The sequence below is a fragment of the Methanofollis sp. W23 genome, assembly GCF_017875325.1.
Taxonomy (GTDB): domain Archaea; phylum Halobacteriota; class Methanomicrobia; order Methanomicrobiales; family Methanofollaceae; genus Methanofollis.
The window spans coordinates 2,067,388-2,093,171 of record NZ_JAGGMN010000001.1 but is presented as its reverse complement, the minus strand read 5'-3'; the positions used below and the strand labels follow the sequence as shown (position 1 = coordinate 2,093,171).

Genomic DNA, 25,784 nt, shown 5'->3' with positions numbered 1-25,784 from the left:
CTCTCTACGTATAAACATTCTCTCAAGGTGATATCATTACGGCAAAACGGTTTGAACTGAATTCAGGGCTCCGTGGAGAGACGATGGTGAGGAAGGGACTGATGCGGCAGATCGAAGAGATCCCGCAGATCAGGATCATGCCAGACCTGAATGTGATCAAGATCGGCGGGCACGGCACCATCGACTTCGGGCGTGAGGTGGTCTACCCGATCGTGGAGGAGATCGGGGACCTCAAGGAAGCCGGGGAGAAGGTGCTCCTGGTGACCGGCGGCGGCGTCCGTGTGCGGCATATCATGGACCTCGGGATCAATCTCGGGATGCCGACCGGCGTGCTCGCCGAACTTGCCGGCAAGATCAGCGAGCAGAATGCCCTGATGATGTCCCTCCTCCTCTCCCCGTACGGCGGGACGCAGGTCTCGTCAGACGACCTCCTCGAACTTCCCACACTCACCTCATTGGGGCTTCTGCCGGTGACTCATGGCACCCCGCCGTATGGGCTCTATGAACAACCTCCTGAGATGGGGTCGATCCCGCCGAACCGGACCGACACGGGTGCGGTGCTCATCGCCGAGGTGATGGGGGCGAAGAACTGTATCCTTGCAAAGAATGTCGAGGGGCTCTTCACCGACGACCCGCGCCTCGACCCTGAGGCAGACCTCATCTCTGAGATCACGGCAGACGACCTGCTTGCAAAGGACATGGAGGACATGGTCCTTGAGAAGAACGCCGTCGAACTTCTCCTCCACACCAAGCACGTGAAAGAGATCAGGGTGGTCAACGGGCATGTGCCAGGCAATATCACGAAGGCAGTAAAGGGTGAGAAGATCGGGACCCTGATCAGGGCCTGACCTTCTTTTCATTTTATCGGGCGGCGGCCTTCATCTCACCGCGTTTTTCTTCGGGCATCGCTTCGAGCCAGACGATCTCGGCCCCCACGTCCGCGGCGATCTGCTCGAGTTCGGTCTTCCTGAAATGAGTCGCCTCGACCTTGAGGTGTCCTTCATCCCCCTTTCCGCCGGTGGCGGCAACGACGCGATACTTCGGTTGCCTGACACCGCTGCCGACCTTCTGCCTCTCTCTCACATAGAGTTTCAACATTTTCTCGTCCCTCCTGGCCGTCACGTGGCCATGGCGACACCTCTATAAATCGCATGATATTATAGTGTTGTCTAGGTGAAGGTATGAAATCAGGCCGATATGAACTGGAGTCAGGGCTACGGGGCGAGACCCTGGTGAGAAAGGGACTGATGCAGCGGACCGGGGAGGTCCCGCAGATCAGGATCATGCCAGACCTGAATGTGATCAAGTTTGGCGGACATGGGACGATCGATTATGGCAGGGAAGTGGTCTTCCCGATCGTGGAGGAGATCGGGGCGCTCAAGACGGGCGGGGAGAAGGTGCTGGTAGTGACCGGCGGCGGGGGACGGGTGCGCCATATCATGGACATCGGCATCAACCTCGGGATGCCGACCGGCGTGCTTGCCGAACTTGCCGGCAAGATCAGCGAACAGAACGCGATCATGATGACTGTCCTCCTCTCTTCCTATGGGGGGGTGCGGGTCCACACCGCCGACCTCCTCCAGCTTCCGACGATCATCGCCCTCGGGCTCCTGCCGGTGACCCATGGCACCCCACCGTACGGGCTCTACGAGCAACCGGCCGAGGTGGGATCGATCCCGCCAAACCGGACTGACACGGGTGCGGTGCTCATCGCCGAGGTGATGGGGGCGAAGAACTGTATTCTTGCAAAGAACGTTGATGGCCAGTTTTCCGAGGACCCGAGGATCAACCCCGGCGCCGAGTTGATCCCTGAGATCTCGGCCAAGGCCCTCCTTGCCATGGACCTCGAAGACCTGGTGCTGGAGCGCAGGGCAGTCGAACTCCTCCTCCACACCAAGCACGTGAAGGAGATCAAGGTGGTCAACGGGCATGTGCCGGGCAATATCACGAAGGCGGTGAAGGGAGAAAGGGTCGGGACGGTGATCAGGGGGTAATGTGGCTTTGTAGAAATCGTCTTGAGCTCTCTCTGGCGGAAGGCTGACTGTCCCCTGAGCCTCCCGGACTCGAAGACTTCGTCTTCTCAACTCCCTCCGGTCGTCCCCCCACGGAACGAAGATAGCCAGGGGGCGGCGATGAAGGGATGTCCCCCCCCCTGTTGTCAGGCTCCAGGGGAGAGAAAAGATTCGTGTACTCCCTTGAGACCCACAGGAATTATTATCCTGTATACTTGAGGCATCCCCTCGCCTCATGCAGAATTCTACAAAGCCAAAAATTGGTTGTCATGGAGTCCGGCAGACTGAGGGGATACAGGCCATTCGTCCGGCTTCTTCGACATAGGAGATCGCCACATCGATGCCATAGGCCTTGCTGAGGTGTCCTGGAGTCAGAACCTCTTTAGCCGGACCGACAGCGATGAACCCGCCGTCCTTCATGATCGCCACATTCTGTGGAATGATGAAACTGTGGTCAGGGAAGTGCGAGGTCATTACCACGGCGATCCCTTCCTCTGCAAGCCGCTCGATGAGGCGGAGAACCCGCACCTGATTTCCGAAATCGAGATGTGAGGTTGGTTCGTCGAGGACCATCACCGCAGGCTGCTGTGCCAGTGCTCGTGCAATGAGGGCAAGTTGCAATTCGCCGCCGCTGATCTCTGAGACCGGGCGATGGGCAAGGTGGTCAATCCCCACGGTGACCAGTGCGTCCTCTGCAATGTGCTGGTCTGCACGTCCTGGAGAGGCAAAGAGGGAGAGGTGAGGTGCCCGTCCCATCAGCACAAAGTCGATGACATCGAAGGGGAAGACGATCTGATGGGCCTGCGGCACATAGGCGATCTGTTGGGCCACCTCGGTTCTGGAAAGCGAGGTGATCTCCGTGTCATTGAGTGTGATGGTGCCGACATCCAGCGGTAAGACATTGATGAGACACTTGATCAGGGTGGACTTGCCGGTGCCGTTTGGGCCGAGGATGCAGAGGCATTCCCCCCGGTCGACGGAGAAAGAAACCCCCTCAAAGATCGTCCTTGTCCCGTCATATGAGAACGAGGCATCTCTGACTGTCAGGATCATTCCCATCCCACCTTCCTGAACTTCAACAGGTACGCAAAGACCGGGGCCCCGATCACGGCAGTGAGGATGCCGAGCGGGATCTCGGCGGCGGTGAGGGTGCGGGCAATGTCGTCGACGACGAGAAGATAGCACGCCCCGATCACCACCGAGACTGGAAGGATCTTCTTGTAGTCAGGGCCGACGATCATCCGGGCGATATGGGGGACGACGAGTCCTACCCATCCGATGATCCCGCTGATGCAGACGGCCATTGAGGTGATGACGGTGGCGCAGACGATGATGATCTGGGCCATTCTGGTGGTATTGATGCCGAGCGCCTTTGCTTCCTCGTCTCCTACCGAGAGAATGTTGATCCGCCATCTGATCAAGAGAAGAATAACGATACATACGATGATCAGTGGGGCGATGATATACAGGTCGCCAACCCTGACGTCTGCGAGACTTCCCATCATCCAGAAGACAATGGCAGGGAGTTTTTCATAGGGGTCGGCGACATATTTCGTGAGCGAGATCATCGCCTGGAAGAAGGCGCTCACGATGATCCCGGCGAGGACGAGGACGAGAGTGGGGGTGGTACGATAGACCCTCGCCAGCAGATAGGTTACCACGACGGCGATGATCCCGAAGGTGAAGGCAAGGCTCTGGACCACGAACATGGATCCTGAGATCAGGATGCCCAGCGCCGCACCAAACCCTGCACCTGAGGCAACACCGAGGATGTGAGGGGAGACCAGCGGATTTCTGAAGAGCCCCTGGAAGGCTGCACCCGATATGGCAAGCCCGGCACCCACGAGCATTGCAGCGCAGATGCGAGGGAGCCTGATCTTGAGGACGACGGTGTCCATCACCGCCGGCCAGGTGTGGGGGATCGAGAGCGGGAAGCCAGGTATGGCATCGATGATCGCCGCTACGATGATCTGAACGGCGGTGATGGGATCGATAGCATATCGTCCGAGAAAAAATGAGACCAGAAACAAAACAAGCGGGAGGCCGGCAAGAAAACCGATGGTCGTCCAGTTCCGGGCCGATCGGATCGCATTCATCCTTTTCCTCCCTGGAAACGGATCCAGAGTTGCCAGGGGTCATGGAGGAGGGTATATTCCTCAATGCCAGCTTTTTTCAGTTCCTCTCTGAACCGTTCTGCCGTCCGGTCCCCGAGGCGCTCCCGCACCCCGTCGATCCACGTCGGATCGAACCGGTCCATCTGCTCTCCAACCCCCTGGAGGATGACGGAACTCCCAAATCCTCCACCGATCCATGCCACTCCGCCGGGCCTGAGCACCCGTCTGATCTCCCTGAATGCGGCCGCCGGTTCAGGCCAGAAGAAGACGGATCCCTTGCTGACGGCGAGGTCAACTGATGCGTCGGGAAGAGGCATCTGTGCGGCGTCGCCGGTGACAGCCGTGATCCGGTCGGAAAGCCCGGCGGCCCTGATATTTTCGGCGGCCACCTGACGTATGCATGCCGAGATGTCGAGAGAAATGATCGTCAGGTCGGTGATCCGCGCCAGTTCGATAGCAAGGTGGCCTGGTCCGCCCCCAATATCGACGGCCGTGCCACGATTGACTCCACACTCCTGTACGATCTGGTGGGCGACGGCGGTGTTGACCGGGGCGAAGACGGTGCAGGCAAGGCGGTTGAACTGTTCCGCCGATTTTTTGTCGGTAAAAACTCCTTTCTGATCTCCTTTTTTCATTGGATCCTGCCCCAGAGTTCATTCTTGCTGCTGCGGACCGCCGCCATCGTCCCATAGTTGTAGAGATTCCTGGCAAAACACTCTATGGCGATGTCGGTGCCAGCATAGACATGGGTCATGGTGCTCCTGCTCCCGACCGCCGCACTCCTCCCTTCATATGCCATGCCGAGGGTGTCTGTGGGCATCGTGCCATATGGGCCGGCGAATGGGTACTCCCTCTCCTCGCCGTCCTCAGGGTAATAGCGAAATCCGGGGGGATACGCCTGTTCGGGCAGATGTTTTCCGGTCAGGATAGCAGCATATTGCCCTTCACCCGGGGAGTAGGAGTGCCAGCGCCAGGTGTTCCTGCAGGCATACGCGGGACGGTCCAGATCGGCGGACCCGATGCCCTCGACGATGATGAGAGCGATCCGTTCCCCTTCTGCAAGGTGTTCTGCGATCATCCCCCTGATGCCGGTGATCTCCCCGGCCTGTCCGATGCCGGAGACCAGCGGGACCGACTCGTTGCATGCAGGCAAATGGGCCACCGGCCGCGGGACACCCCCAAACCCTCTGAAGAGATGTCCGGATCTGGCGGCAACGAGATAGTCGGGAAAACGGCGTTGTGCAGCGGCACAGAAATGATCAGCCTTGAAAACATCCTCACGTTTGAACAGGCCCCGTACGCCCGGATGATCGGCGAGATACTCAAGGTCATGTTCCGAAGGGTGGTAGAGCCCTGCATAGCGCGGCGCCGCCCCGCCGGTGGCCGTGAGACATTCTAGCCCGCTCAGATCGATTCTGCCCTGTACAGGCACCATGGCGCCGGTGCCGACGATCACCGGAGTCATTCCGGAGGCTTCTGTGAAGCGATCGACCGCACTCAACGTCTTTTCGACGATCTCATGCCATTCGCTCCGTGAGGGTGCGGTAAAGAGGCGGGTGAGATAGGGGTATGCGTAACTGAGCACCATCAGGCCGGGCGTTGAGCGGCGGCAGAGGTCCAGTGCCGTATCGGTGACCCATGAGACGCTCTCCGGTTTTCGATCGCCGGGGTAGTGATGATCGGCCTGCACCCTCTGTGCAATCCTGACCAGAGGGCCGTCCGCAACGGTGCCCCTGCCGGTTCTGAGGTCGACCGTCGTCTGCCAGTCGGTGACGTCGATGACTCCGATCATTGGTCTTCGACCTCCAAGGAATCCCACATGACACGCTTGCCATGGATGGGGATCGTTTCTCCGCAAAACGGGCATCTGCCGTCCTCGAGCAGGTAGCGGACGATCTTTCCCCCGCACCCGCCGGGGTTGATCCGTTCGACGACCGTACGGCCGCATGCAGGGCAGACGGTGTTCAGGCGGTTGGATCCGACGAAGTTGCTGAAGTACACATAGGGGAGGATCTCCCGTGCGGGTTCGAGGAGGGCGTCGATATGCCTGATGTCAGGTGCTTTTTCCCCGGCCATCCGGTGTTCGGGGAGGAGGCGGAAGACATGCCAGGGGATGGAAGGATCGATCCCGGCGATGAACCGGGCGATCTCTTTGATCTCGTGATCGTTTTCGCCCTGCACAATAGGAGTGGTCACCTCCACATGGCAGTGTTCTGCAAGGATGCCGATGGTCCTGAGCACAGGGTTCACGCTCTTGACGCCGGCATATTTCTGATAGAATGCCGACGACAGCGACTTCAGACTGACATTCACAAATGAAAGGTGCTCTGCAACCGTATGGGCGGATTCTTCGGTCATGTAGCCGTTTGTGAGGCAACCTATGGGTATTCCCCGCGTGTGTGCCTGTGCCGCGAGATCGAGGAGCGAGGGGATCGAAACCGTCGGTTCGTTGACCCCGAAGACGATCGTATGGCATCCCGTCTCTTCTGCGATCTGGACCAGGCGTTCGGGAGAGACATGAAAAAGTTCAACCGTTGCCGGGTCTGTCCTCGCCACAAAGGCATTGGAGCAGTAACTGCATGCGAGGTTGCATCCTGCTGTTCCCACCTGGAGGGTGCGTGCACCAGGATAGGCATGAAAGAATGGCAGGGACTCGATGTGCGTCACCTGATATGACGACCAGCGGTGGGGAAAGCGTTCCGTGATCGTCCCTTCATTCAGGGAATACATTCTGCAAAAGCCGATCTGCTCGTCCGAGAGATCGCATCTCCGTTCACAATAATGACATTTCATTCTTTTTTCTCCTGCAGACCACTCGGGCCGGCAGTCTGCGTGAAAAGGGGGCGGGGGATCACTCCCCCGTGTTCAGAGAAGTCAGACCGTGGCCTGCATCGGCGTCTGAGCGGATGCGGCTTCTGCATTGCCGGGGAAATTGGTTGCCGGCAGCGTCCCGCCAAGTTCAGTGAAAGACGTGCCATAGAACTCTTCGTAGAAGGCGTCTGCATCTGCGGTCACGTCGATGTCACCGAAGAGGTCGGGGTGGAGGGTTTTTGCGGTCCACTCCAGGCCGAGGGCGGTCTGTGGGGAGGGGGAGTCCCATTCGCAGATTCTGGAGGGGAACCAGTAGACCTGGCCGTTCTTGACTGCGGTGATGGTCTGGAGGTCTGGGTCGCCCATCACATTCTCGGGCGTGGACGTGCTCTGGTATGGGACGAGGAAGATGATGTCAGGGTTCCATGCGAGGAGTTGCTCAGTATTGACATCGGCCCAGTGGGAGCCTGCAAGTTCTGATGCAACATTTTTGCCGCCTGCGGCCTCGATGAGGCTGCTCTGGAACATCTCGCCGCCTGCGGTGGAGGAGATCCCTGTACATCCGCCAAGGAAGACCTTGGGCTTCTGGTTCTCTGGGAGACCTTCGACTCTGGAGGTCGCGGTGTCAAGGGTGTTCTGATAGATCTCGGTGAAATCAGCGGCTGCGTCCTCAGACTCAAGGGCCTTGCCGAGCTGGTCCATCGTGCTCTTCATCTGATCATGGTTCTCAGCGACGACACCAAAGACGGTCAGGCCCTTGTCTTCGAGGTCTTCAAGTTTATCCCGGTTCCATCCCGCGACCAGCACGAGGTCGGGCTGCAATTCGAGGACCGCCTCGACGTTCAGGTTTCTCGGGTTGCCGACACAGGTGAGGTCGGCGATCTCAGGGTGAAGAAGACAGACAAACTGGTCGGTCTGTGACTGGGTGACTGAGTCGACGCCCACGAACCGGTCCGCGGCCCCGAGCGTGGTCACCATCCTGACTGCTGGCGGGTAATTGGTTACGATACGCTCCACCGGCAGTTCGAGTTTGACTTCTCTCCCTGCACCGTCGGTCACGGTGACGGTTCTGACATGCGGTGCAGGATTCGGACCCATGATCTCACGGGCCTCCTCCTCAGAGAGGTCGTAGTCGTAGAAGAGGCTGTAGAAGTGCTGGGTCTCGGCGACCATATCGAGGTCGACGATCTCAGGGTAGGTGCCGTTCGCAAGCCATTCCATACCAAGGATCGACTCGGGAACCGGGCTGCCCCAGTCGCCGACAAAGCGCGGGATGCGGTAGATCTTGCCGTGCTTTACGGCCTCGATCTCCTGCCAGGTGGGGTCGGTGAGGAGGGCCTCGGGGTCGCCGCTGTTGCTGAGGATGATCACGTCCGGGTTCCAGGTGGCGATCTGCTCGAAGTTCACTTCCTGGCGATGGCCGGTGAGTTCTTCTGAGGCGAAGCGGCAGCCCGCGTCATGGGCCCACTGGGAGTGGAAATCGCCGCCGGCGAAGGTGTGGAGCGGCGACCTCCAGGTGATGTAGGCGTTGTCCTGGTCGTCCTCCGGGATCTCGGCGGTCATCTCGACAAGGGCCGAGCGGTGGTCGTCGAGGTACGAGGCAAGCTCGTCGGCGCGTTCTTTCTTGTTCAGGACATCCCCGATGACGGTGAGGGCGCCTGGGACATCTTCGAAACCGTTCGTGGTGAGGGAGACGACCGGGACACCGATCTCCTCGAGTCCTTCCTTGGACCAGGAACCGGCGATGATCACGTCAGGGTGGACCGCGAGGATCGCTTCCTTGTTCACCTCGATGCCGGTCCCGCTGACGACCGGGATCTCTGAGATGGAGGGGTCGATGGTCTGGAAGCCTTCGTCGATGGAGGCAAAGCGATCGACGCCTGCGAGGCGCCTGGCATCCCCATCGATTGCCATGACCATCGCAGCCGCAGGAGTGTAGAGGGTCACGACGCGATGGGTGGTATAGGGGATCCTGACCTTTTCGCCGGTCATGTCGGTGACTGTCCTGTACCGTGGCGTATAACTGTCACTCCCGGAATCACCCCAGTCTGATGACGGTGCGGGGGTGGTTTCGGTGACATTGGCCGTCACTTCTGGTGTAGTGGTGTTTACCGGCACAGGGGTCGTGACCGGCGTCTCGTTTGTCGGAGAGACAGTCGGTACGATGGTGAGAGTCGGGTGCGACTCAGGGGAGGTTGTATTGCCCTGGTGAGGATCTCCGCTCCCCTGACTGGGAGTCTGCGGTTGGTCTGGCTGCTGATCTGGAGGTGCAAATATGGCTGCACCTGCAACTACCGCAGCAACGACGGCAGCGATGAGGATAATGATTGTTAGTGTTCGGTCCATTGTTATTCTCCTGATTAAATAAATTTAATTGAGTGAAACCTGATTTTAGGTTTAAAAATAGGTTTTTTTAGTGTGGCGATATAGGTTTTTATCTGATTCACAGTGTAAAGTAAATTAACTTAGTTAACTTTCTTCGTCTAATGGGGCCTGATCTCCGATTAACTTGAGTAGAATGTATCTGGGGAAATGGAATCAGGAGATATGCGCAATGGAAACCATATATTTAGATTTTGCGGTGAGATGTCATCTATGCCAGCCCCGCGCCGCTATCCCTCTCCTTCCACCTGCCGCATCAACCCCTCTAAATGCTCCAGGTACGCCCTCCTGAACGCACTCTTGCTGACGGCCCCGGCCTGATGCCCCCGCAGCACGAGGATCCGGTCGGCCTGGGCGATGAGGGGGTCGAGGGAGGAGGAGGCGATGACGAGCGTGGCATCGCCGAGCACCTCCCGGTCCCCCGCGAGGATCCTGGCAAGCGGGGTGACGTCCTCCTCCTGAAGACAACTTGCGACCAGGAGGTTGGCCGCCGCCCTGTCCTCGTCCACCACGATGAGCGGGGCCTCCTCCCGTATCGCCGCCGCGAACTGCATGGCCATCGTCATCGACCCGCTCCCCTGCCCGAAGGCGGCCTTCGTGGTCCCGGTCATGCCGGGGGGGAGGCGGTGGAAGAAGAGGCTTACATCGGCGCCATGGAGGTCGAGTCCTCCTGCCTCCGCGGTCCTTGCTCCCCTCACGGTGACGGCAAGTTCCCGCCCGTCGCCAGGGGCATGATCGTCCTCGCCGGCCCTGATCGCCTGGATGAGCGTGGTCTTCCCCTGGGCATTCGAGCCTGAGATGACCAGCGCCTCTCTGCGTCGTATCCCAAGGCCGGTGACGACCCGCCCACTTGCCGGGAGTTCGACCTCCACCGGCTCCAGGGTTTCAGGGCACTGGAAGGGGATATGCACCCCGTCTTTTGGTCCGGCGATCCGGTAGTGCTGCCTGAAGGGCGTGTAAGTCCGCGCCGGCATGGTGCCGTCGCCGAGAAAGGCGACGAGCCCCATTGCGGGCAGGCGGGCCCTGAGGGCTTTCTGGTCAAGGGACCAGAGGGCGGCGTCTTTGAGTGTGCTTCCTGGCACCTGCCTGGCCGTTGCCAGGACCCCGTCGGCCAGGGCGGCCACCTCCTCGCCGAGGTGCCTGACGGTCCGCGGTTCAGGACCTCCAGGGTACGGGACCGCTCCCTTCACCGTGCAGTGGAACCCGTCCTCTGCCAGGACATTTTCATGGTCTGCCTTCCAGAGCCCAGAGCCCATCGCCGATTCTGAATGAAGAATGGTGACCGGTTCGGTCCACGCGGCGTACCGCCGCGGCCGCGGGGTGTCCAGTCCCCCGAGAGGGCGGAGGTGGGGTTCGTCAGGCACCCTGCGCTTCACCGCTTCGATGATGGCCCAGGTCGCACCGTCCGCCCCGTGCCGATCGATCTCTGCGGGGAGTGGGGCGGGGATGAGGAGGGGCATCGAGAACTGGAGGGCCCCGCCGTCTGGCGAGCGGATGACAAAGGTGTTGGTCCCTTCCCGCACCCGCGGCAGGTCGACTGCACCCCCCGCTACGCTCACCACCTTGCCGGTCGCCGCCATCCACCCGTCCCTGCTCATCATGATGATCTGGGCCCAGAGAGATCAAAGAGTTTCCCTCTCTGGCATGTGGCAGAAGGCGCCGTCGGGGCCCACAGGGATCAGGGATGGCACCGGAGTACGGCATGTGGTTCTGGACGATAAAAAAGCATGAATACCTGTAGGGGAGTATATATTCTGGGGTTTACATTGCAATTCAAGGTCCTTGTCAGCGATGCGCTGGCTGAAGAAGGTATAGAGATATTGCGGGAGACGTGCGACGTCGATGTCCGCACTGATCTCACCGAAGAGCAACTGGTCGAGGCGATCAAAGACTACGACGCCATCCTTGTCCGGAGCGGCACCCAGGTCACCGCTGAAGTGATCGATGCCGGAGAGAAGCTGAAGTTCATCGGCAGGGCAGGGGCAGGTGTCGACAATATCGATCTCGATGCCGCGACCCGCCGGGGGATCCCGGTGGCCAACGCGCCGTCAGGCAACACCCTTGCGGCGACCGAGCACACCATCGCCATGATGTTCTCTCTTTCACGCAACATCCCGCAGGCGACGGCGTCCTTGAAGAAGAAGGAGTGGAAGCGTTCAAAGTTCATGGGGGTTGAACTGAACGAGAAGACGCTCGGGATCGTTGGGCTCGGCCGGATCGGCCGCGAGATCGCAAAGCGTGCACAGGCAATGGAGATGAAGACCGTCGGGTTCGACCCGTTCGTCACCAAGGAGCACGCCGCCCAGATCGGGGTCGAGTTGATGGGGATCGACGACCTGGTCAAGGTCGCCGACTTCATCACCGTGCACACGCCGCTGACGCCTGAGACCACGCACCTGATCAATGCCGAGCGGATCGCCACCATGAAGGACGGGGTCAGGCTGATCAACTGCGCCCGCGGCGGGATCATCGACGAGCAGGCGATGTACGACGGCCTGGTCTCTGGCAAGATCGCCGGCGCCGCCCTGGACGTCTTCGAGAACGAACCGCCCTTCGAGTCGCCGCTCCTCGCCCTCGACAATGTCATCGTCACCCCGCACCTGGGGGCGAGCACGGTCGAGGCGCAGAAGAATGTCGCGACCTCGGTGGCAAAGCAGTGCCTCGCGGTCTTTGACGGCGAACCGGCAAAGTACGCGGTGAATGTCCCGATGGTCCCGCCCGACCGGCAGGAACAGGTCCCGCCCTTCGCCTTCCTGGGCGAGAAGATGGGCAAACTCGTCGGGCAGCTCGTCGACGGCAGGGTCGAGAAGATCGAGATCACCTATGGCGGGGAACTCTCTGAGAACCGTACCAACCGGTTCATCACCAGGAGCATCCTCAAGGGTCTGCTCGACCCGATCCTCCGCGAGCCGGTGAACTTTGTCAATGCCGAGTATGTCGCCAAGGAGCGCGGGATCCAGGTGGCCGAGACGGTCACCAAGGCGGACGCGGGCTTCAAGAACCTCATCACCCTCAAGGTCACGACCGACACGATGGAAGAGACGGTCAGCGGCACGGTCTTCTCGAAGGACCGGATCAGGATCGTCTCCATCGGCGGCTATACCATGGACATGGTCCCTGAGGGCTCGGTGATCATCTCACGCCACCTCGACAAGCCGGGCGTGATCGGCCGGGCCTCCACCATCCTTGGCGAGGCCGGGATCAACATCGCCGGCATGCAGGTCGGCAGGGTCAAGCCGGGCGAAGAGGCGATCATGGTCCTGAACGTCGATGCCGATGTCCCTGCGCCGGTCATGGAAGAGATCAGGGCGAAGGTCGGGATCTTCTCGGCGAAGTTTGCAACGCTCTGAGTGAGGGGGAATGGCGCGGGGGCATCCCGTCCCCCCGACTCTCTCCTTTCAAATGCCCGTCTCCCAACAAAGTTTATATGAGACGAGGTGCAATCTATAGAGAGTCTGATTGTTCAGGCATCAAAGGGCTCGTGGTCTAGCCGGTATGACGTCGCCTTGACATGGCGGAGGTCCTGAGTTCGAATCTCAGCGGGCCCATTGTCTTCTTTTTGTGAAATTATGTATTGAAGAGCGGAGTGTCCGTTTTTCGCACTGAGAATTAAGAACTCGATTAATCGCGACGCGTCTGAGACAGATTCCTGTACGAATTCATACGCCTCCTGGGAGAGCGTGATCTGCATCGAGATGCGGTTCTGTGTATGGTCTGTGGTCATGATCTCTCCTTTCCTCACAGGGATTTATCGGTGATCGCAACTCGATCGGCCTGAAGAAAGGGAATACCAGAGGAGATCATACCAAAATCTCTGCCAAGAGAGGATGCCGCCCCGCGCTTACCTCTTTTTGGGGGTTCAGGTGGCAAAGTTTCGCGGGGGAAATGTCACCGTAGCCGGGGATCAGCGCGGCTAGGTTCAGGCCGGTGCCGACGAGGTCGCCCCGCGAGATCGTCGCCGCGATGTCCCGCACGTCGCCGAGGACGCCACTTGCGATCCAGTCGCCCAGGTAGAAGATATTGTCGTGCTCGTCAGCGCCCCACTCCCCGAAGACCGCACCGAGGAAAAACTCGCGGCCCATCTCCATCGGGCCGTAGCGCTCTTCGTAGACGAGGGGGTCGTAGTCGGGATCGAAATGCTCTTCGTAGTCGGAGTGGCCGTCGTCGTCTGAGTCGGCCGACCAGAGATCGGTGCCGACGGTGTTCCACTCAATCGAATCGGAGAGACCGTCGCCGTCGGTGTTAAGAGCAAGAGGGGGGGTTGAAGTTTTTCCCCCTTTGATTTCAGTAGAGCATCTTTAAAAACGCTGAAAAAGAATCTGAAATAATTGTTTTCCATCCCGTTGTCGCCCATTTGGCAGTTACATACACGATTTTTGGAGGGTAACATCCCTCATAGTCCAGACATATGTAGTTGCCTTCCGCATCCTGGGCAATTGGATAGGGATCCCCCCTATAGCCTAGTGGGTGCCATCCTGCAGCTACGTAATGTCTCCAGAAGAAGTCCTTTGACCTTGGGTTGAGACTCAGCAATTTTGTAAATTTCTTTTCTTTCTTGTTTTCCACGTTAAAACGGCACGGGGATGGACTCCCTCCCCCATTTTCAATTGCACATGTTTTAAAATCTTCTGGAAAGGTCAGGAGAAATGCTTTCTCGATACAGGGTATCAACTCGTCAAAGTCGTCCCGTTTCTTTTCGGTATTTTCCCAGTGTATTTTTTTCATAGCAAGCATTGTCCATCTTTTCCTGACTGATCACTCACACCTTTTCATAAGGCCAAGTAGTTCTGTGAACGATTCGCAGAGAGTTATAGGCGGCTTTTCTTCCCCTTTTTTATGATATTCCCGGTACACAATTTGTGGGGGAAAGTTCTCTCTGTAGTCAAAACAGAGTAAATCATAATAAAGCGCCTGCGCAAAGGGAACAATCCGATTAAAACCTGTTGACGACCGATTAATTGCATAATATGAATTTAAAATATACGATACAGAATCTTTCGGGTTAAAACTTAAAAAATTTACAAACTGACTGTTTCCCCCTCTGATCTCTTTGTCTACAATCATATTGTACGGATAGGGGAAACCATGGGGATATTTTTTTACATAACTCAGATAATCGTCAGGAAACGTAATGTCGAGGATCTTCTGCACACATTCGATCATCTCCTCGTCGTCAGCACCCTCAACACCGATCCATCTGATACGCCCTTCTTTTACCCTGAGTGGTTTTCTCTCTATTGATGTATTCAGAGTGTTTGTAGTCTTCTCATACCGCTCTTGATACCAGTTTCGGATGAGGTCCATGTCTTCTTTTAACACGACGTAATTTTCATCGTCCTCAAGTTCAGGGGCGATGCGTAATACCTCCTCAAGCATTTCACTTGCTGATTGAAGTATTCCTTCTGCGAATTGCTTTAAAGGGATCTCCACAATATGATACTCAGGGTGTACGAAATTACGATATTTTAAAGATACGATGTCAGATTCTTTATTCAGGAATACATAGAGATCAAAACTTCCTCCATCAATATTGTTTTTCACGTTGGAAATCATATGAAATTTTTTTTCTTGCAGGTGATCTGGGTCTAAAGAATAAAATACATAAAAAAAACTAAGGAAGATATCATCAAAAAGAGAAATATGCCCTTTTGGAACTTCTTCAAGCCCGGTTATATCTAAGCCGTTTACAAAAACTTGAACTGGCGTCCAAAAACCAAGAGAATTTTCTCTTCCTCCCTCTCTTGATCTTATTTCTTGTTTTACCTCTTCTTTATCCCAGACGATCTTAAACATCAATCTCACCTACACTGCTGGATTCCAACAGTCTTTATACCATCTGAAGACCTGTGGTCCCTTGGATGCGAACACTGTTTCTACACCCACATCTCCGTAGACTATTGCTTTAACTTCCGATATTCCATATTCATCTATTTCAGATTGACTGAAATGTCTTTTCACAGTCGTCCTCTGTTTTGGCCACTCAGTAAGATCAGCTTTCAAAGCATCTTCAATCCACGGGATGAGTTTTTCTTTAATTTGTTCTGGTGTTTTGGAGGAACTGCCCGGATAGGGGATACCATATGATGTCACTGGCTCCGATGTCGGGAAAATGGTAGTCCCGGGTCGTCCAACATTTTCTGTACCGTCAACATGGCGACCGATCGCATGTTCAAGATTAGTACCTAAAACCGGTACCACATCATCTCCCACCTTTACGGCAACAGTAACTTCAGAGAGATCAACGCCGCGCGTGGTCAGTTTCGATACATCATCGGCATTGAGATCATATTTCTTTATAAGCCGACTTGCAGCCCCATCATAGAGCACATTCCAGACATCGATTTTAATCGAATCCGGGAGATGGGGCATAATCTCCTTCGAGAGGAGGACGCCGAGTTCCTTCGCCTTCCATGGATACTTGCCGGTGAAACACGCAACCGCCCCGGTGACCTTCACCCCGTCACCCGGCCCAGGGAGCGCCCCGGCGGCGTTCATCGCCGCACCGACCGCATCGCCGTTGATGATCGCCTGGACGGCGTCGCGGATATCGGCGATCCCGCCGGCTACCGGGATACAGGAGAACCCGATCCAGCCGACCATGTAGTACGGGGAGGAGGCGATCTCGTCGCCAACCATACAGTGGAAAGATCCGTCCGGAAGCCCGGTCTCCCCGAAGACCGCACCAAGGAGGATCGCACGTCCCATCTCGACGAGGGAGGGATCTGCGGGTTTTGCTTCAGGGTCCGTAGGATTGGGATCGACCCCGTCGAGAAGACCGTCGCCGTCGGCATTTTAGTTTTCAGCTGAACACCGTAATAACGTGCGAAAAAAGGATGAAAATTGTTATTCTCTGGATCTAACTTTCTATAAGATATCCTGCATTCTGGAGTAGTTTTTTGGTAGTCTGATAGTCTTCGATGAGTGTTGATACCGGAATCATAACATACGTTTCTTCTTTATCTGCCTGCATTTGTTGGATAAAGTCTAAAGTGACCTCCTGCACCGCTCGAAACCATTCTTCCAGAGGGGCCGTAAATTCTTTTCTGGGCTCAAACCACTCTGTAACCTCAGTCTCAAAGATTATGGTGACCATGTCCCCTTTGGAAACAAAAATCAGGGTGTGAGGATCGTCAAGGAGATCGATTTTGCAGGTCTCTCCTCGAAGGAGTTTTGGAATGCACTCCTCGTGGATCATCACTATCAAATAGTCACAGAAATCCATGATCTGATCGTATCCGTCTTTCGCTTGAGTAAGGGATATTCCACCATATGAAAGGTGAAAATATCCGTCTTTAATCCAAAAATTAATTTTCTCTGTCTCCATGGCAATCACACCGATGGCAATTTATTCACCATATATGCCGATATGATCATCCCCTCGGGGTTCGTTACGACCCTGATGTACTTGCCGTTTGGCGGAACCATATCATGGTAGTGTAGGAGGTTGCTGTTCTTCATACTGATTTCAGACACGCACGGGTTTCGAAGAGTTTCAAATATGAGATTTTTCACGTCTGTTTCAGTCATCGAACTCGGGAACAAGGTACCATCTCGAATTTCGCCGGTGATATGTTTCTTTTTGATATGAGTCCAACCCCACTTATTATTTCCTTCCTCCAGCCAGACGACCGTCCCATCTCCCCTCTTGACGACCGCCAGTGTTCTCAGCAGGTTTCCGTTGCTGTTCACGACCACCTTCAGTTCATTCTCGGTGATCCCGTCCCTCAGCAACCGATCGATCACGTCGTCGCCATGGGCCTTTCGGAGAGCGTTGATTGTCTCCGCAGCTTCATCCACATGCGGCGCGACGCCGACCATCAACACCATCGCGGGCTTCAACAGCTCCGGATGCACCACCACGAACTTCCCGACGATGGCCGAGACCTTCGCCGCGTCTCCGTAGCCAGGGATCACCGCAGCGAGGTTGAGGCCGGTGCCGACGAGGTCGCCCCGCGAGATCGTCGCCGCGATGTCCCGCACGTCACCGAGGACAACAACGCCACTTGCGATCCAGCCGCCCAGGTAGTAGATGTTGTCGTGCTCGTCAGCGCCCCACTCCCCGAAGACCGCACCGAGGAGGAACTCGCGGCCCATCTCCATCGGGCCGTAGCGCTCCTCGTAGACGAGGGGATCGTAGTCGGGATCGAAATGCTCTTCGTAGTCGGAGCGGCCGTCGTCGTCTGAGTCGGCCGACCAGCGTTTGGTGGAGGAATTATCTCCCGATCACCTTACTTGATGAAGAAAAATAAAGTGTTCAAATAATCATGACGATCGAACCTCCGGATTTGATCGCCTTTTCACAGAGATCAATCAGTTGATGAAGGCTCGAAATTACTCCATTCCAGCGATCTCTGGGAGTTGTGCGCATCCTTGCCAATTCTCGCTTCCTTCGTTGCTCTTCCGTTTCGGTCAGCAAGCTAATGCCCTTACGATCCAGTTCCTCAACCAGGTTCAGCATCTCTCGATAAAAAAGAAGGATTTTCCGAACATCCTCCAGTTGAATCACCCATTCTTCCTCTAACCCAGAATATTCAGTGATCCGATCATATTCATCTAGGTCGAGTCCCGCAATCTTCCCTACACGACTAATGTCACCAAATGAACCATAACTCATCATGGTAACGTACTCGCGAGTACCGTCCGGCTTCTGGATTTCAAAGTCCATTCCCATGATATCTCATCCTGTGATTGTTCTGTAAAGTTCATGCAGTTCGCGATTTGTGTACTCAACGACGTGATCGAATCCGTTGCCGTCTTTCGGACCCACAGTAACGGTATCTAATTCAACAACTCTGAACTGTGCAGGTGTAAGGTCAGGTTTATCTGTGGAAATAAACCGGTATCGGTCATCGATAACATCCAGATCCCGGCTAAGTTGATCCCTTGCATGATCTGCTGCCTTTCGACCCGTTTTTGTTTGCACGATCGCTACGACGTTGTTCTCTCTTACAATAACAGTATCGATCTCTCCGAGTACCATATTGTTTGCATTTCTCAATTTTACGTCAGAGTAGAATGCATACACAGAATTTGGATAGAGAGTATTCAATATAGTCCTCTCAGCAATGATCTCTGCAACAGTCCCTTCTTTATCAACCATTCGCGAAGATCCCCGAACAATCTCCAGTGCATCGGCATGCCGCGCCAGATGAATTCCATCGATCTTACCGACTTCGAGTATCCGCACCATCGGGACATTGAGGCCTCGCAGCGCCGTTGCGCCGCCGTCAAAGCAGCGATCCAGTACAAACAACTGGAGAGACTCGCTCGGAATCCTCTGAACAACATCCTGTTTTAGGAGATATCGTCCCAGATCCGCAGCTTTGCCAGGATATTTGGTGACAACCTTTCTCAGGGCATTTGCCGATCGTTCGCCATCTCCTGCAAGGGGAACGATACCGAGCGCGTTTAAACCCGCTCCTACGGTGTCGCCTTGGTACAACGCCTCAAGAGTATCACGGAGATCACCTACTGCAAAATAGCCAGATGCCATCCAGCCGATAAAATAAGCAGGAGAAGATGCGACATCATCTCCTACGATCCAATTCATCGATCCGCCTGTGATGCCAGTTTCTCCAAAAACTGAACCCAAAGTTGCGTTTCTTTTTTCAATTAACTTATTCAGAGGAACAGAGATGTAGACCGGTGTTAAAGGAGCATCATCTACACCATCAATAATGAAATCAAAATCTGTATCTCTATTAAATGGATCTGTCTCTAGATAATCTTCATCCCAGTCATCCAACCCATCCCCATCGGTGTCGGCCTTATTCGGATCGCTGCGCTGCTTGTGATAGGTCTTGCCGTCGATGGTAATCGAGGGGCCGGCCTCGTAACCGTCGGAGAGACCGTCTCCGTCGGTGTCGATCTCGAACGGATCGGTGGTGTGGCGGTTGCCGAAGCCGTCGAGGAACCCGTTTGTCTCATCGTAGTCGAGCAGGCCGTCCTCTTCCAGGTCGTCGTTGTTCAGGGTGGCGGTGAGGGCGGTCGTCTGGTCGACCTCGATCGTTACGGTGGCGATGTAGGGTGCATAGTCGTTCTTGACGACCTTGACCTGCCGGGTGCCGGCGGGTGCGTCGGATATGGTGAGGAGGCCCGTGGTCTCGGAGGTCGTGCCTTTGTAGTAACCGTCGATGTAAACCCTGGCGCCCGGCGGCGACGAGGTCACCTCGAGCGTCCCCGTCTCGGCAGTCAGTTCGAAGGCGACTTTGGTTGTCTGCCCGTCGTAGACCTGGACAGTCTTGGAAGCGGGATGATACCCTTCTTTTCTGACCTCGACGGTATGGCTGCCTGCCAGGAGATCATAGACCCAGCCATTTGTTCCTCCACATAAGAGACCATCAACATAGACTATGGCATGATCTGGGTTAGATGTCACCCTGATATCACCTGTCGGCGCGGTTTCCTTGTTGATGATCGAATAGGCGGTCTTGGCATCACCAAGGGTGACCTTTATGAGGCCTTCATGGATCTTGTACCCATACGCCTCGACCCGGTACTGATAGAAACTGGTGGATTTCAGGAAGAAGTCATTAGTATACCCGCTTGTGTCGGTACGCTTGACTTCATTGTTGCAGTAGACCGAGACATGGGGGACGCCCTCGTTGGTCTGCGAGTCGCGGACAAAGAACCGTACATTTGCGGTATCAGGTGCCGCAGGCTTCTGTATCGACCATGCACTGACATCGTCGATGAGGAACTGAACTCTGGAGAGTTCGTTGCTGTTCGATGTGCCGAAGCCATAGGTCAGGTAGCCGTTGAATGCAATGGTGTGCATCCCGGTGTACCCGCTGACATCGACCGCTTGGGACTGCCAATCTGTTTCAAAGGGATAGGAGTATTTGTGGAAGCGGAACTCTGTACGGCCATCGATCTTGAACTCAAGCCTGGAAGCCGTGAGGCCTTTGCCCTTCTCGAAGAATGGACATTTATACTTGAATGTAAGGGTATCGACACCAGTCAGATCGACATTGGCGTGTGCCACCTGATAGTTATGATGATCTTTTGTACGGCCGTTGTTCCATAAGAATATGCTCAGGCAATGAGGTGGTGAAGCACAATCAAAGTCTTCGGTGTCGATCTCGTGTCCATACCCTGCCCTGGACTCATAGACACGGTTGGACGGTGCCCAATCAGCCATGCCTTTGAAGAAGTCACCGTTTGAAACGGCCTGATACCGCACCTCGTCAGAGGACGTTGTCATCGGATCATCGGAACCAATGAAATCGAGACATTCGGGATCTTCAACCCCTAAATCGACCCGGGTCTCATTTTCTTCATCATTCGGGCAATCGATGGATTCATTATACGGAATAACGCCATAATCCACACCTTCGACGAGTTCAACTTCAGGGGGCGCTATGAGTGGATACTGATCATCGAAAGCCGGGATGTACTTATCTTTATCCAGATATTCCTCTTCAGAGAGAGAGGTGGCAGGCCCAGCCAGAGAGGCAGTCTGGACGGTATTTGTTTCGGGCGCAGGATCATCAAACAGGGCATCCCATTTCAGTGAATTGAAAACGGCATATTTCGAGGAATTTGTTGCACTGCAGGAGACGATCTCGTTCGAGACATCGACGACCGACTGAACCGGCACAAAGGTGCCGAGTCCAGTGTCGAACTGATAGATCGAGAGGTTGTCGGGGATATCCACATGCGTGGGGTCATAAGTGATCTTCAATTCGCCGGAACTGATATTCTGGCCAAATTCAATGTTGTAAACCTTGCTTGCAAGAACGTCGTCACTGATCAGGCGAGTGAGGTTTACCTCAGCAACGCTGACATTCCCGATCGCATACCCCTGACCGTGAACGGCCAGTTCGAGCGTGCCGTTGATGAATGAATCCTGGCTCAGGTACTCTTCGTAGCCGTCAGGGATCCCGTTGTTGTTCGAATCGGCGTTGAGAGGATCAGTGCCGAGTATTATTTCGGCGGCGTCGTTGAGCCCGTCGTCGTCGGTATCGGCTTTGAGTGGGTCGGTCCCGTGCTCGATCTCTTCTGCGTCGTTGAGCCCGTCGTCGTCGGTATCGGCTTTGAGCGGGTCGGTCCCGTAGGTCTGTTCCTCAAGGTTCGTGAGGCCGTCGCCATCAGGATCGTCGGTTGTACCGCTGCTGACTTCATACAAACCTGCTCCTGCGTCCAGCATCATTAATGCCGGCGCAGGCTGTGAAGATCCGCCGGGAATGACGCCCAGTTTTGTCAGTTCAAACTCATCGGTAAGGCCGTCCCCATTGGTATCTGCATTAAACGGATCCGCGCCGACTTTCACTTTTGCAAAGACCGGCAGGTTGCCGTCAAGGATCTCATAGCCATCAAGTATCCCGTTTCCTGCTTCATTCTCTTCGGTTCTGCTACAATCAGAATCAGGATTCAGGGGATCAAAGCCGAGTTTTCTCTCATCTTCATCCCAGAGATGGTCTCCGTCAAGCAAGATCTCTTTTGAATAAACGATACCATTTTCAGTAACATGGATCGTGATGGAGTTGACGTCTGCGAGGTCAATTTCAGCACTGAAATTGGAACTGGATACTGGAACGGTGAGATCGTTGCCATTATGGCGGATCTGAACTACTTCAGCATTTGAATTCTCAAGATGGCCACCAAGAATAATTTTTTCATTTGCATAAATGTCTTCCTTTGGCGAAAGGATCTCGATTATTGGTTTATTTATGATTTTGTCATCAATAATGGTTTCTTTCTCGACAAATATCCACCCTCCTTTGCCTGGCGAGAGCAGTTGGGTTTCAACATATTTTTCGCCGTCAAATGAGAGCGATGGACACTCCATGACCTGATTCGGGATCTCGGAGAGATCAAAGGTAACGGTAGGCCCGTATCCCCCGATCATGTTCCAACCGGGTTTCAGATCTTTTGTTATGCCTACGATCTTCGAACCCTGGATCATGATCGAGCGCGGCTGTTCAGTGTAGACAAAATAGCCGGTCAACGGTTTGATCATGTCGACCGATATGAACTCTTTGCCGTTCCAGAACAGGACGGGGTGTTCGTTCAGCGTTTCGATCTCACCAAAGATGCCCTCAACAGAGGGATTCTCAACCATAAGAGGAACCGAGACAAGGTTCCATCCGGCATCAAGGTGAAGGGTAAATGCATTGTTCTCAGAACTCTTCGGGGATGTCAATACTGCCGCAAGGCACGGCTGCACCGTTGCAAGCAAGATGGCAATCACGAAAAAGATACTCAAGAACGCTTGTTTCCGAATCAAAGTAATTTCTCCGCTTTTGTTCGTTGTAGATTTAATGTTCTCTAAAACGTCATCAAATGAAATTTCAAATGTTTATATTTTCCATTTAACAATTCAAAAGGATTTAAGTTCCTATAAATGTATTCATTTGATTTTTTGCGAATTATTTATTAATTTGATTGCTGTATTACTCCCAAAGTAAACAAAACTGCAGATGGAGCGATAAAGTGAAAAGAAAAAACCTTGAATTCTTTAATCGTGAGATATGTCTCACATTGATACTCTGCATGGCAATGCTGCCCGCAGCAGCCTCTGCAGCATGGACTGTTGAAATTACAGCCGAAAACCAGTTGGAACCAATATATTTTGGATATTCTGAAAGCGGCGTCGATAATAGGACGGGGATGAACGATACATACACCAAAGCTCCACTCATTGGCAAAACGATAATGCATCTTGATGATCTGTACTCAAAAAAGGTCAAAAGCCAGGAGTTAACATGGGATCTCTCGATCGCTGTTCCTGATGAAAAAGGAGTTAACATTACATGGGACACTTCTTCAGTGCCTTCATCAATTGGATCTCTGAGACTCTCGATAGACAACAGGACAATCAATATGCAGAGGACTTCGGCATATCGACTGTCACAAGGGTGGTATCCGGCTACTATCAGTATCGGTGATTATACTCCGTATATCTATGTCGACGATTCGGGGGGAGCTGATTTCACCAGCATACAGGCGGCAGTGAATGCTGCACGCGATGGTGATACAATCATCGTCAGGGACGGGACCTACTCTGAGTCTGTGAGGGTGAACAAGAGCGTAACAATCACCTCAGAAAATGGGCCGGATTCAACAATTGTAGATCCTATTGAACCAACTGTGATTACGATGGAGACTGAAAAATCTTCAGGATCTACTATGTCCCCGACCTATAGACCAAGCATTAAGGTAACAGCAGACGATGTGACGATCCAGGGCCTCCAGGTTCGTAGTACAAACAGCGACACGGAACCAATACCAGCGTGTTGGTGTGGGATTTATGCTGAAGACGTTGAGAACTGTGTGATAAGAAATAGCATAGTCTCGGATAATAACAATGGCATCTGTGTGTTTGGTGTGCGAGGAATCACTATAGAAGACAATAATATTACCTCAAATTCATTGGGCATACATTTTGAGGGATCGTGCGAGGCAATTATTGTAAACAACACGATTTCATCCAATAATTGTGGCTTGATGATTGGGCCTACCTATGAATATGGAATTAAATGTTTATATTTAAACAATTTCAGAAATAATTTAAAACACATCTTCAACGTCGACGAGCAGGTTATTTCAATCGATTATACAAACACCCTTGAACCACAGGAATATATTAAAAATCCCAATATGTACAGTTCTTGCCTCGGCAATTACTGGGATGATTATACTGGCACCGATATTGAAGACGATGGAATCGGCGACATTCCATACGTAATTTCTGGATCTGTCATAGATGCGTACCCCTTGATGGGTGAATGGCACGACGGCTACATTGAGCAAAAGTCATGGTACGTTGATCAATATGACGGGGGAGATTTTATTTCCATTCAGGATGCTATCGATGCCTCGGGCGCCGGTGATACAGTCTTTGTTCATGATGGAGTATTCGAGGAAGATCTTACAGTTGATAAACCCATAACCATTGCTTCTCAGAGCGGTTCAACGGTTTTCATTGGTTCCTCAGACCCCTCTAACCCTGTCGTGAATGTAACCAGCAACGGAGTAACTATTCGTGGATTTACGATTGGGGGTGCAGAAAATAACGCAGGAATTTACCTCGGCAAGGTGAAATGCTGTGAGATCATAGAAAATACTATCTTAGCAAATAACTATGGCATCCAACTGTTTGGTGCTGACAATTCTATAATAAACAACTGTAACATTGGAAAAGAGGGATATGAGAATAATAATCGGGTTGGGATTTTAGTACAGGAGGCAAATAATACAAAAATATCAAATATTGGTGTTTGTTCGAATATGATGGCAGGAATTGCTCTGTGGAACTCAGACGGGACAATCTTAAAGGACAGCATAGTTGCTGGTTCAATAAATGGAATCCAGTTGGGGGGATCTGCTCACACCACGATCACCACAAATACCATTTATTCAAATAAACGTGGTCTTTTAATTTCCAGTTCACCATGTGAAAATTATATTTTCCTCAACAATATTATAAACAATGATCTCCAGGCTTCCGTGAGGGACGAGAGCAGTCTTAAATCTCCAGAACCGATGGAATATATATTCAATGGGAATACCTACTGTGCCTCTCTTGGAAATTACTGGGATGATTATACCGGCACCGATGGTGATAGAGATGGAATTGGAGACACACCATACGTGATAAGTGAAACCAGTCAGGATCCATATCCTCTGAGGGGTCTGTGGCGCAACGGTGTGATAGAATAACAGAAAAAAACCTCTACTTTTTCAAGATATTATTTGGTAGCACTCATAGCCCTCGTGTGAGCATGAAACAACTACCATTGTTCTCCATATCGCTGCAGTTTCCCCAAGCATGAGAATAGAAGCACAATCATTCTCATATTATCATTGTCTTTGAGATGTGATCGGAGGGATCTTGAGAAAGGCTGTCGATCTTCAGAGGATCCTCTCCTCACAGTGGATAATTTAAGGGTGAAACCCCATGGAAAAAGATGCCGCGGCATCATCGATCCACCCTCTCTGGAGCCCACTATCCTACCACTCCAATCCCTCCCTCTCCATGCATCTCTCTGATCCGCGATCTAATCACTGGGTACACTGCCCTTCGACCAGGATATAAACGCCATGAGGTCCAGGGATTAGATTTATAAATCCGGGAATATCATCAGAAATTATGTCCAGGTCGTGGGATAAGACGATCAGGAAACAGATGAAGAACCTGGATTTGGACGCCAGGAACAGACGTTCCGACTACGGAGACTTTGACGACGAGTTCGACCCGTACGATTACGTCGAAAAAAAGAGAAAGAGAAGATAGATCAATGCCCTGGGATCTCCGGATCCACGCCCGGTCCCCCGACCAATAGATATCGCCTTTTTTTGAGACCTCCCCTTGTGCCATCGCAGATGTTATATAGGATGACGATCATGTTTGTACTGCGATGAACACACCTGAACATCGAACGACACCTACGTACGCCTTGCGGCCATCTACCCCTTATCTCATCATCTCCTGGTGCTGGTGACCCCTGCTCTTTTCACGCCA

Annotated in this window: 20 protein-coding genes and 1 tRNA gene; 5 read left to right on the top strand and 16 right to left on the bottom strand. The window is 53.8% G+C overall.

What is annotated here, in order from left to right; genetic code table 11:
- Positions 1-35 precede the first annotated feature (35 nt).
- Positions 36-848 carry a uridylate kinase gene (locus J2129_RS08875; protein WP_209631311.1) on the top strand — a complete coding sequence of 271 codons (813 nt, stop codon included), beginning with the start codon at positions 36-38 and terminating at the stop codon, positions 846-848.
- 13 nt (positions 849-861) lie between these two features.
- On the opposite strand, the gene J2129_RS08870 is transcribed toward J2129_RS08875, so the two are convergent.
- A complete protein-coding gene (locus tag J2129_RS08870; RefSeq protein ID WP_209631310.1) occupies positions 862-1,095 on the bottom strand; it encodes a hypothetical protein in 234 nt (77 codons plus the stop codon).
- A gap of 86 nt (positions 1,096-1,181) precedes the next feature.
- Here J2129_RS08870 and J2129_RS08865 point away from each other — a divergent pair, with 86 nt between their 5' ends.
- Positions 1,182-1,994: a uridylate kinase gene (locus tag J2129_RS08865; protein WP_209630515.1), complete on the top strand. Its 813-nt coding sequence runs from the start codon at positions 1,182-1,184 to the stop codon at positions 1,992-1,994.
- A gap of 285 nt (positions 1,995-2,279) precedes the next feature.
- Here J2129_RS08865 and J2129_RS08860 read toward each other — a convergent pair whose 3' ends face one another.
- From J2129_RS08860 to J2129_RS08830, 7 genes are all read right to left on the bottom strand, one after another.
- Positions 2,280-3,065, bottom strand: coding sequence for an ABC transporter ATP-binding protein (locus J2129_RS08860; protein ID WP_209630514.1), 786 nt, complete (start codon positions 3,063-3,065; stop codon positions 2,280-2,282).
- Positions 3,062-4,108, bottom strand: coding sequence for an iron ABC transporter permease (locus J2129_RS08855; protein WP_209630513.1), 1,047 nt, complete (start codon positions 4,106-4,108; stop codon positions 3,062-3,064). Before J2129_RS08855 ends, J2129_RS08860 begins: the two co-directional genes overlap by 4 nt.
- Positions 4,105-4,761: a class I SAM-dependent methyltransferase gene (locus J2129_RS08850; RefSeq protein ID WP_209630512.1), complete on the bottom strand. Its 657-nt coding sequence runs from the start codon at positions 4,759-4,761 to the stop codon at positions 4,105-4,107. The genes J2129_RS08855 and J2129_RS08850 overlap by 4 nt, the downstream gene beginning before the upstream one ends.
- On the bottom strand, positions 4,758-5,918 hold the full coding sequence (locus tag J2129_RS08845; RefSeq protein ID WP_209630511.1) for a hypothetical protein: 1,161 nt from the start codon (positions 5,916-5,918) through the stop codon (positions 4,758-4,760). Before J2129_RS08845 ends, J2129_RS08850 begins: the two co-directional genes overlap by 4 nt.
- Positions 5,915-6,856, bottom strand: a complete 942-nt coding sequence (locus tag J2129_RS08840) for a radical SAM protein (RefSeq protein WP_209630510.1) — start codon at positions 6,854-6,856, stop codon at positions 5,915-5,917. Before J2129_RS08840 ends, J2129_RS08845 begins: the two co-directional genes overlap by 4 nt.
- Before the next feature lie 144 nt (positions 6,857-7,000).
- Positions 7,001-9,283 (bottom strand): ABC transporter substrate-binding protein, encoded by a 2,283-nt coding sequence (locus J2129_RS08835; RefSeq protein WP_209630509.1) that lies wholly within the window; start codon positions 9,281-9,283, stop codon positions 7,001-7,003.
- A gap of 266 nt (positions 9,284-9,549) precedes the next feature.
- The gene (locus J2129_RS08830; RefSeq protein ID WP_245320701.1) at positions 9,550-10,920 is read right to left on the bottom strand and encodes a P-loop domain-containing protein; all 1,371 of its coding nucleotides are present in this window, start codon (positions 10,918-10,920) and stop codon (positions 9,550-9,552) included.
- Positions 10,921-11,046: 126 nt separating this feature from the next.
- Between J2129_RS08830 and serA the strand changes: the two genes are divergently transcribed.
- Positions 11,047-12,669 (top strand): phosphoglycerate dehydrogenase, encoded by a 1,623-nt coding sequence (gene serA, locus J2129_RS08825; RefSeq protein WP_209630508.1) that lies wholly within the window; start codon positions 11,047-11,049, stop codon positions 12,667-12,669.
- Between the two features lie 125 nt (positions 12,670-12,794).
- Positions 12,795-12,867: transfer RNA gene (locus tag J2129_RS08820), tRNA-Val, on the top strand.
- 252 nt (positions 12,868-13,119) lie between these two features.
- On the opposite strand, the gene J2129_RS08815 is transcribed toward J2129_RS08820, so the two are convergent.
- The 8 genes from J2129_RS08815 to J2129_RS08780 all read right to left on the bottom strand — a co-directional run bounded on the left by J2129_RS08815 (position 13,120) and on the right by J2129_RS08780 (position 22,526).
- Complete coding sequence (locus J2129_RS08815) at positions 13,120-13,401, bottom strand: hypothetical protein (RefSeq protein ID WP_209630507.1); 282 nt, start codon at positions 13,399-13,401, stop codon at positions 13,120-13,122.
- A gap of 202 nt (positions 13,402-13,603) precedes the next feature.
- Complete coding sequence (locus J2129_RS08810; RefSeq protein ID WP_209630506.1) at positions 13,604-14,053, bottom strand: SMI1/KNR4 family protein; 450 nt, start codon at positions 14,051-14,053, stop codon at positions 13,604-13,606.
- 21 nt (positions 14,054-14,074) lie between these two features.
- Complete coding sequence (locus J2129_RS08805) at positions 14,075-15,112, bottom strand: SMI1/KNR4 family protein (protein ID WP_209630505.1); 1,038 nt, start codon at positions 15,110-15,112, stop codon at positions 14,075-14,077.
- A 9-nt stretch (positions 15,113-15,121) separates the two neighbouring features.
- Positions 15,122-15,955, bottom strand: a complete 834-nt coding sequence (locus tag J2129_RS08800; protein WP_209630504.1) for a hypothetical protein — start codon at positions 15,953-15,955, stop codon at positions 15,122-15,124.
- Positions 15,956-16,175: 220 nt separating this feature from the next.
- A complete protein-coding gene (locus J2129_RS08795; protein ID WP_209630503.1) occupies positions 16,176-16,643 on the bottom strand; it encodes a hypothetical protein in 468 nt (155 codons plus the stop codon).
- 5 nt (positions 16,644-16,648) lie between these two features.
- Positions 16,649-17,413 (bottom strand): hypothetical protein, encoded by a 765-nt coding sequence (locus J2129_RS08790; RefSeq protein WP_209630502.1) that lies wholly within the window; start codon positions 17,411-17,413, stop codon positions 16,649-16,651.
- A 160-nt stretch (positions 17,414-17,573) separates the two neighbouring features.
- Positions 17,574-17,984 (bottom strand): hypothetical protein, encoded by a 411-nt coding sequence (locus J2129_RS08785; protein WP_209630501.1) that lies wholly within the window; start codon positions 17,982-17,984, stop codon positions 17,574-17,576.
- Between the two features lie 12 nt (positions 17,985-17,996).
- A complete protein-coding gene (locus tag J2129_RS08780) occupies positions 17,997-22,526 on the bottom strand; it encodes a PEGA domain-containing protein (RefSeq protein ID WP_209630500.1) in 4,530 nt (1,509 codons plus the stop codon).
- Positions 22,527-22,753: 227 nt separating this feature from the next.
- On the opposite strand from J2129_RS08780, the gene J2129_RS08775 reads away from it, so the two are divergent.
- Positions 22,754-24,982, top strand: coding sequence for a NosD domain-containing protein (locus J2129_RS08775; protein WP_209630499.1), 2,229 nt, complete (start codon positions 22,754-22,756; stop codon positions 24,980-24,982).
- Positions 24,983-25,784: the final 802 nt, after the last annotated feature.

Excerpts from the sequence above, each read along its gene's own strand:
- J2129_RS08865 (WP_209630515.1), top strand. The coding sequence starts at position 1,182 with ATGAAATCAGGCCGATATGAACTGGAGTCAGGGCTACGGGGCGAGACC.
- J2129_RS08815 (WP_209630507.1), bottom strand. The coding sequence starts at position 13,401 with ATGGGCCGCGAGTTTTTCCTCGGTGCGGTCTTCGGGGAGTGGGGCGCT.
- J2129_RS08850 (WP_209630512.1), bottom strand. The coding sequence starts at position 4,761 with ATGAAAAAAGGAGATCAGAAAGGAGTTTTTACCGACAAAAAATCGGCG.
- J2129_RS08860 (WP_209630514.1), bottom strand. The coding sequence starts at position 3,065 with ATGATCCTGACAGTCAGAGATGCCTCGTTCTCATATGACGGGACAAGG.
- serA (WP_209630508.1), top strand. The coding sequence starts at position 11,047 with ATGAATACCTGTAGGGGAGTATATATTCTGGGGTTTACATTGCAATTC.
- J2129_RS08855 (WP_209630513.1), bottom strand. The coding sequence starts at position 4,108 with ATGAATGCGATCCGATCGGCCCGGAACTGGACGACCATCGGTTTTCTT.
- J2129_RS08800 (WP_209630504.1), bottom strand. The coding sequence starts at position 15,955 with ATGGTTGGCGACGAGATCGCCTCCTCCCCGTACTACATGGTCGGCTGG.
- J2129_RS08830 (WP_245320701.1), bottom strand. The coding sequence starts at position 10,920 with ATGATGAGCAGGGACGGGTGGATGGCGGCGACCGGCAAGGTGGTGAGC.
- J2129_RS08785 (WP_209630501.1), bottom strand. The coding sequence starts at position 17,984 with ATGGACTTTGAAATCCAGAAGCCGGACGGTACTCGCGAGTACGTTACC.
- J2129_RS08790 (WP_209630502.1), bottom strand. The coding sequence starts at position 17,413 with ATGGGCCGCGAGTTCCTCCTCGGTGCGGTCTTCGGGGAGTGGGGCGCT.
- J2129_RS08795 (WP_209630503.1), bottom strand. The coding sequence starts at position 16,643 with ATGGAGACAGAGAAAATTAATTTTTGGATTAAAGACGGATATTTTCAC.
- J2129_RS08810 (WP_209630506.1), bottom strand. The coding sequence starts at position 14,053 with ATGCTTGCTATGAAAAAAATACACTGGGAAAATACCGAAAAGAAACGG.
- J2129_RS08805 (WP_209630505.1), bottom strand. The coding sequence starts at position 15,112 with ATGTTTAAGATCGTCTGGGATAAAGAAGAGGTAAAACAAGAAATAAGA.
- J2129_RS08840 (WP_209630510.1), bottom strand. The coding sequence starts at position 6,856 with ATGTATTCCCTGAATGAAGGGACGATCACGGAACGCTTTCCCCACCGC.
- J2129_RS08835 (WP_209630509.1), bottom strand. The coding sequence starts at position 9,283 with ATGGACCGAACACTAACAATCATTATCCTCATCGCTGCCGTCGTTGCT.
- J2129_RS08845 (WP_209630511.1), bottom strand. The coding sequence starts at position 5,918 with ATGATCGGAGTCATCGACGTCACCGACTGGCAGACGACGGTCGACCTC.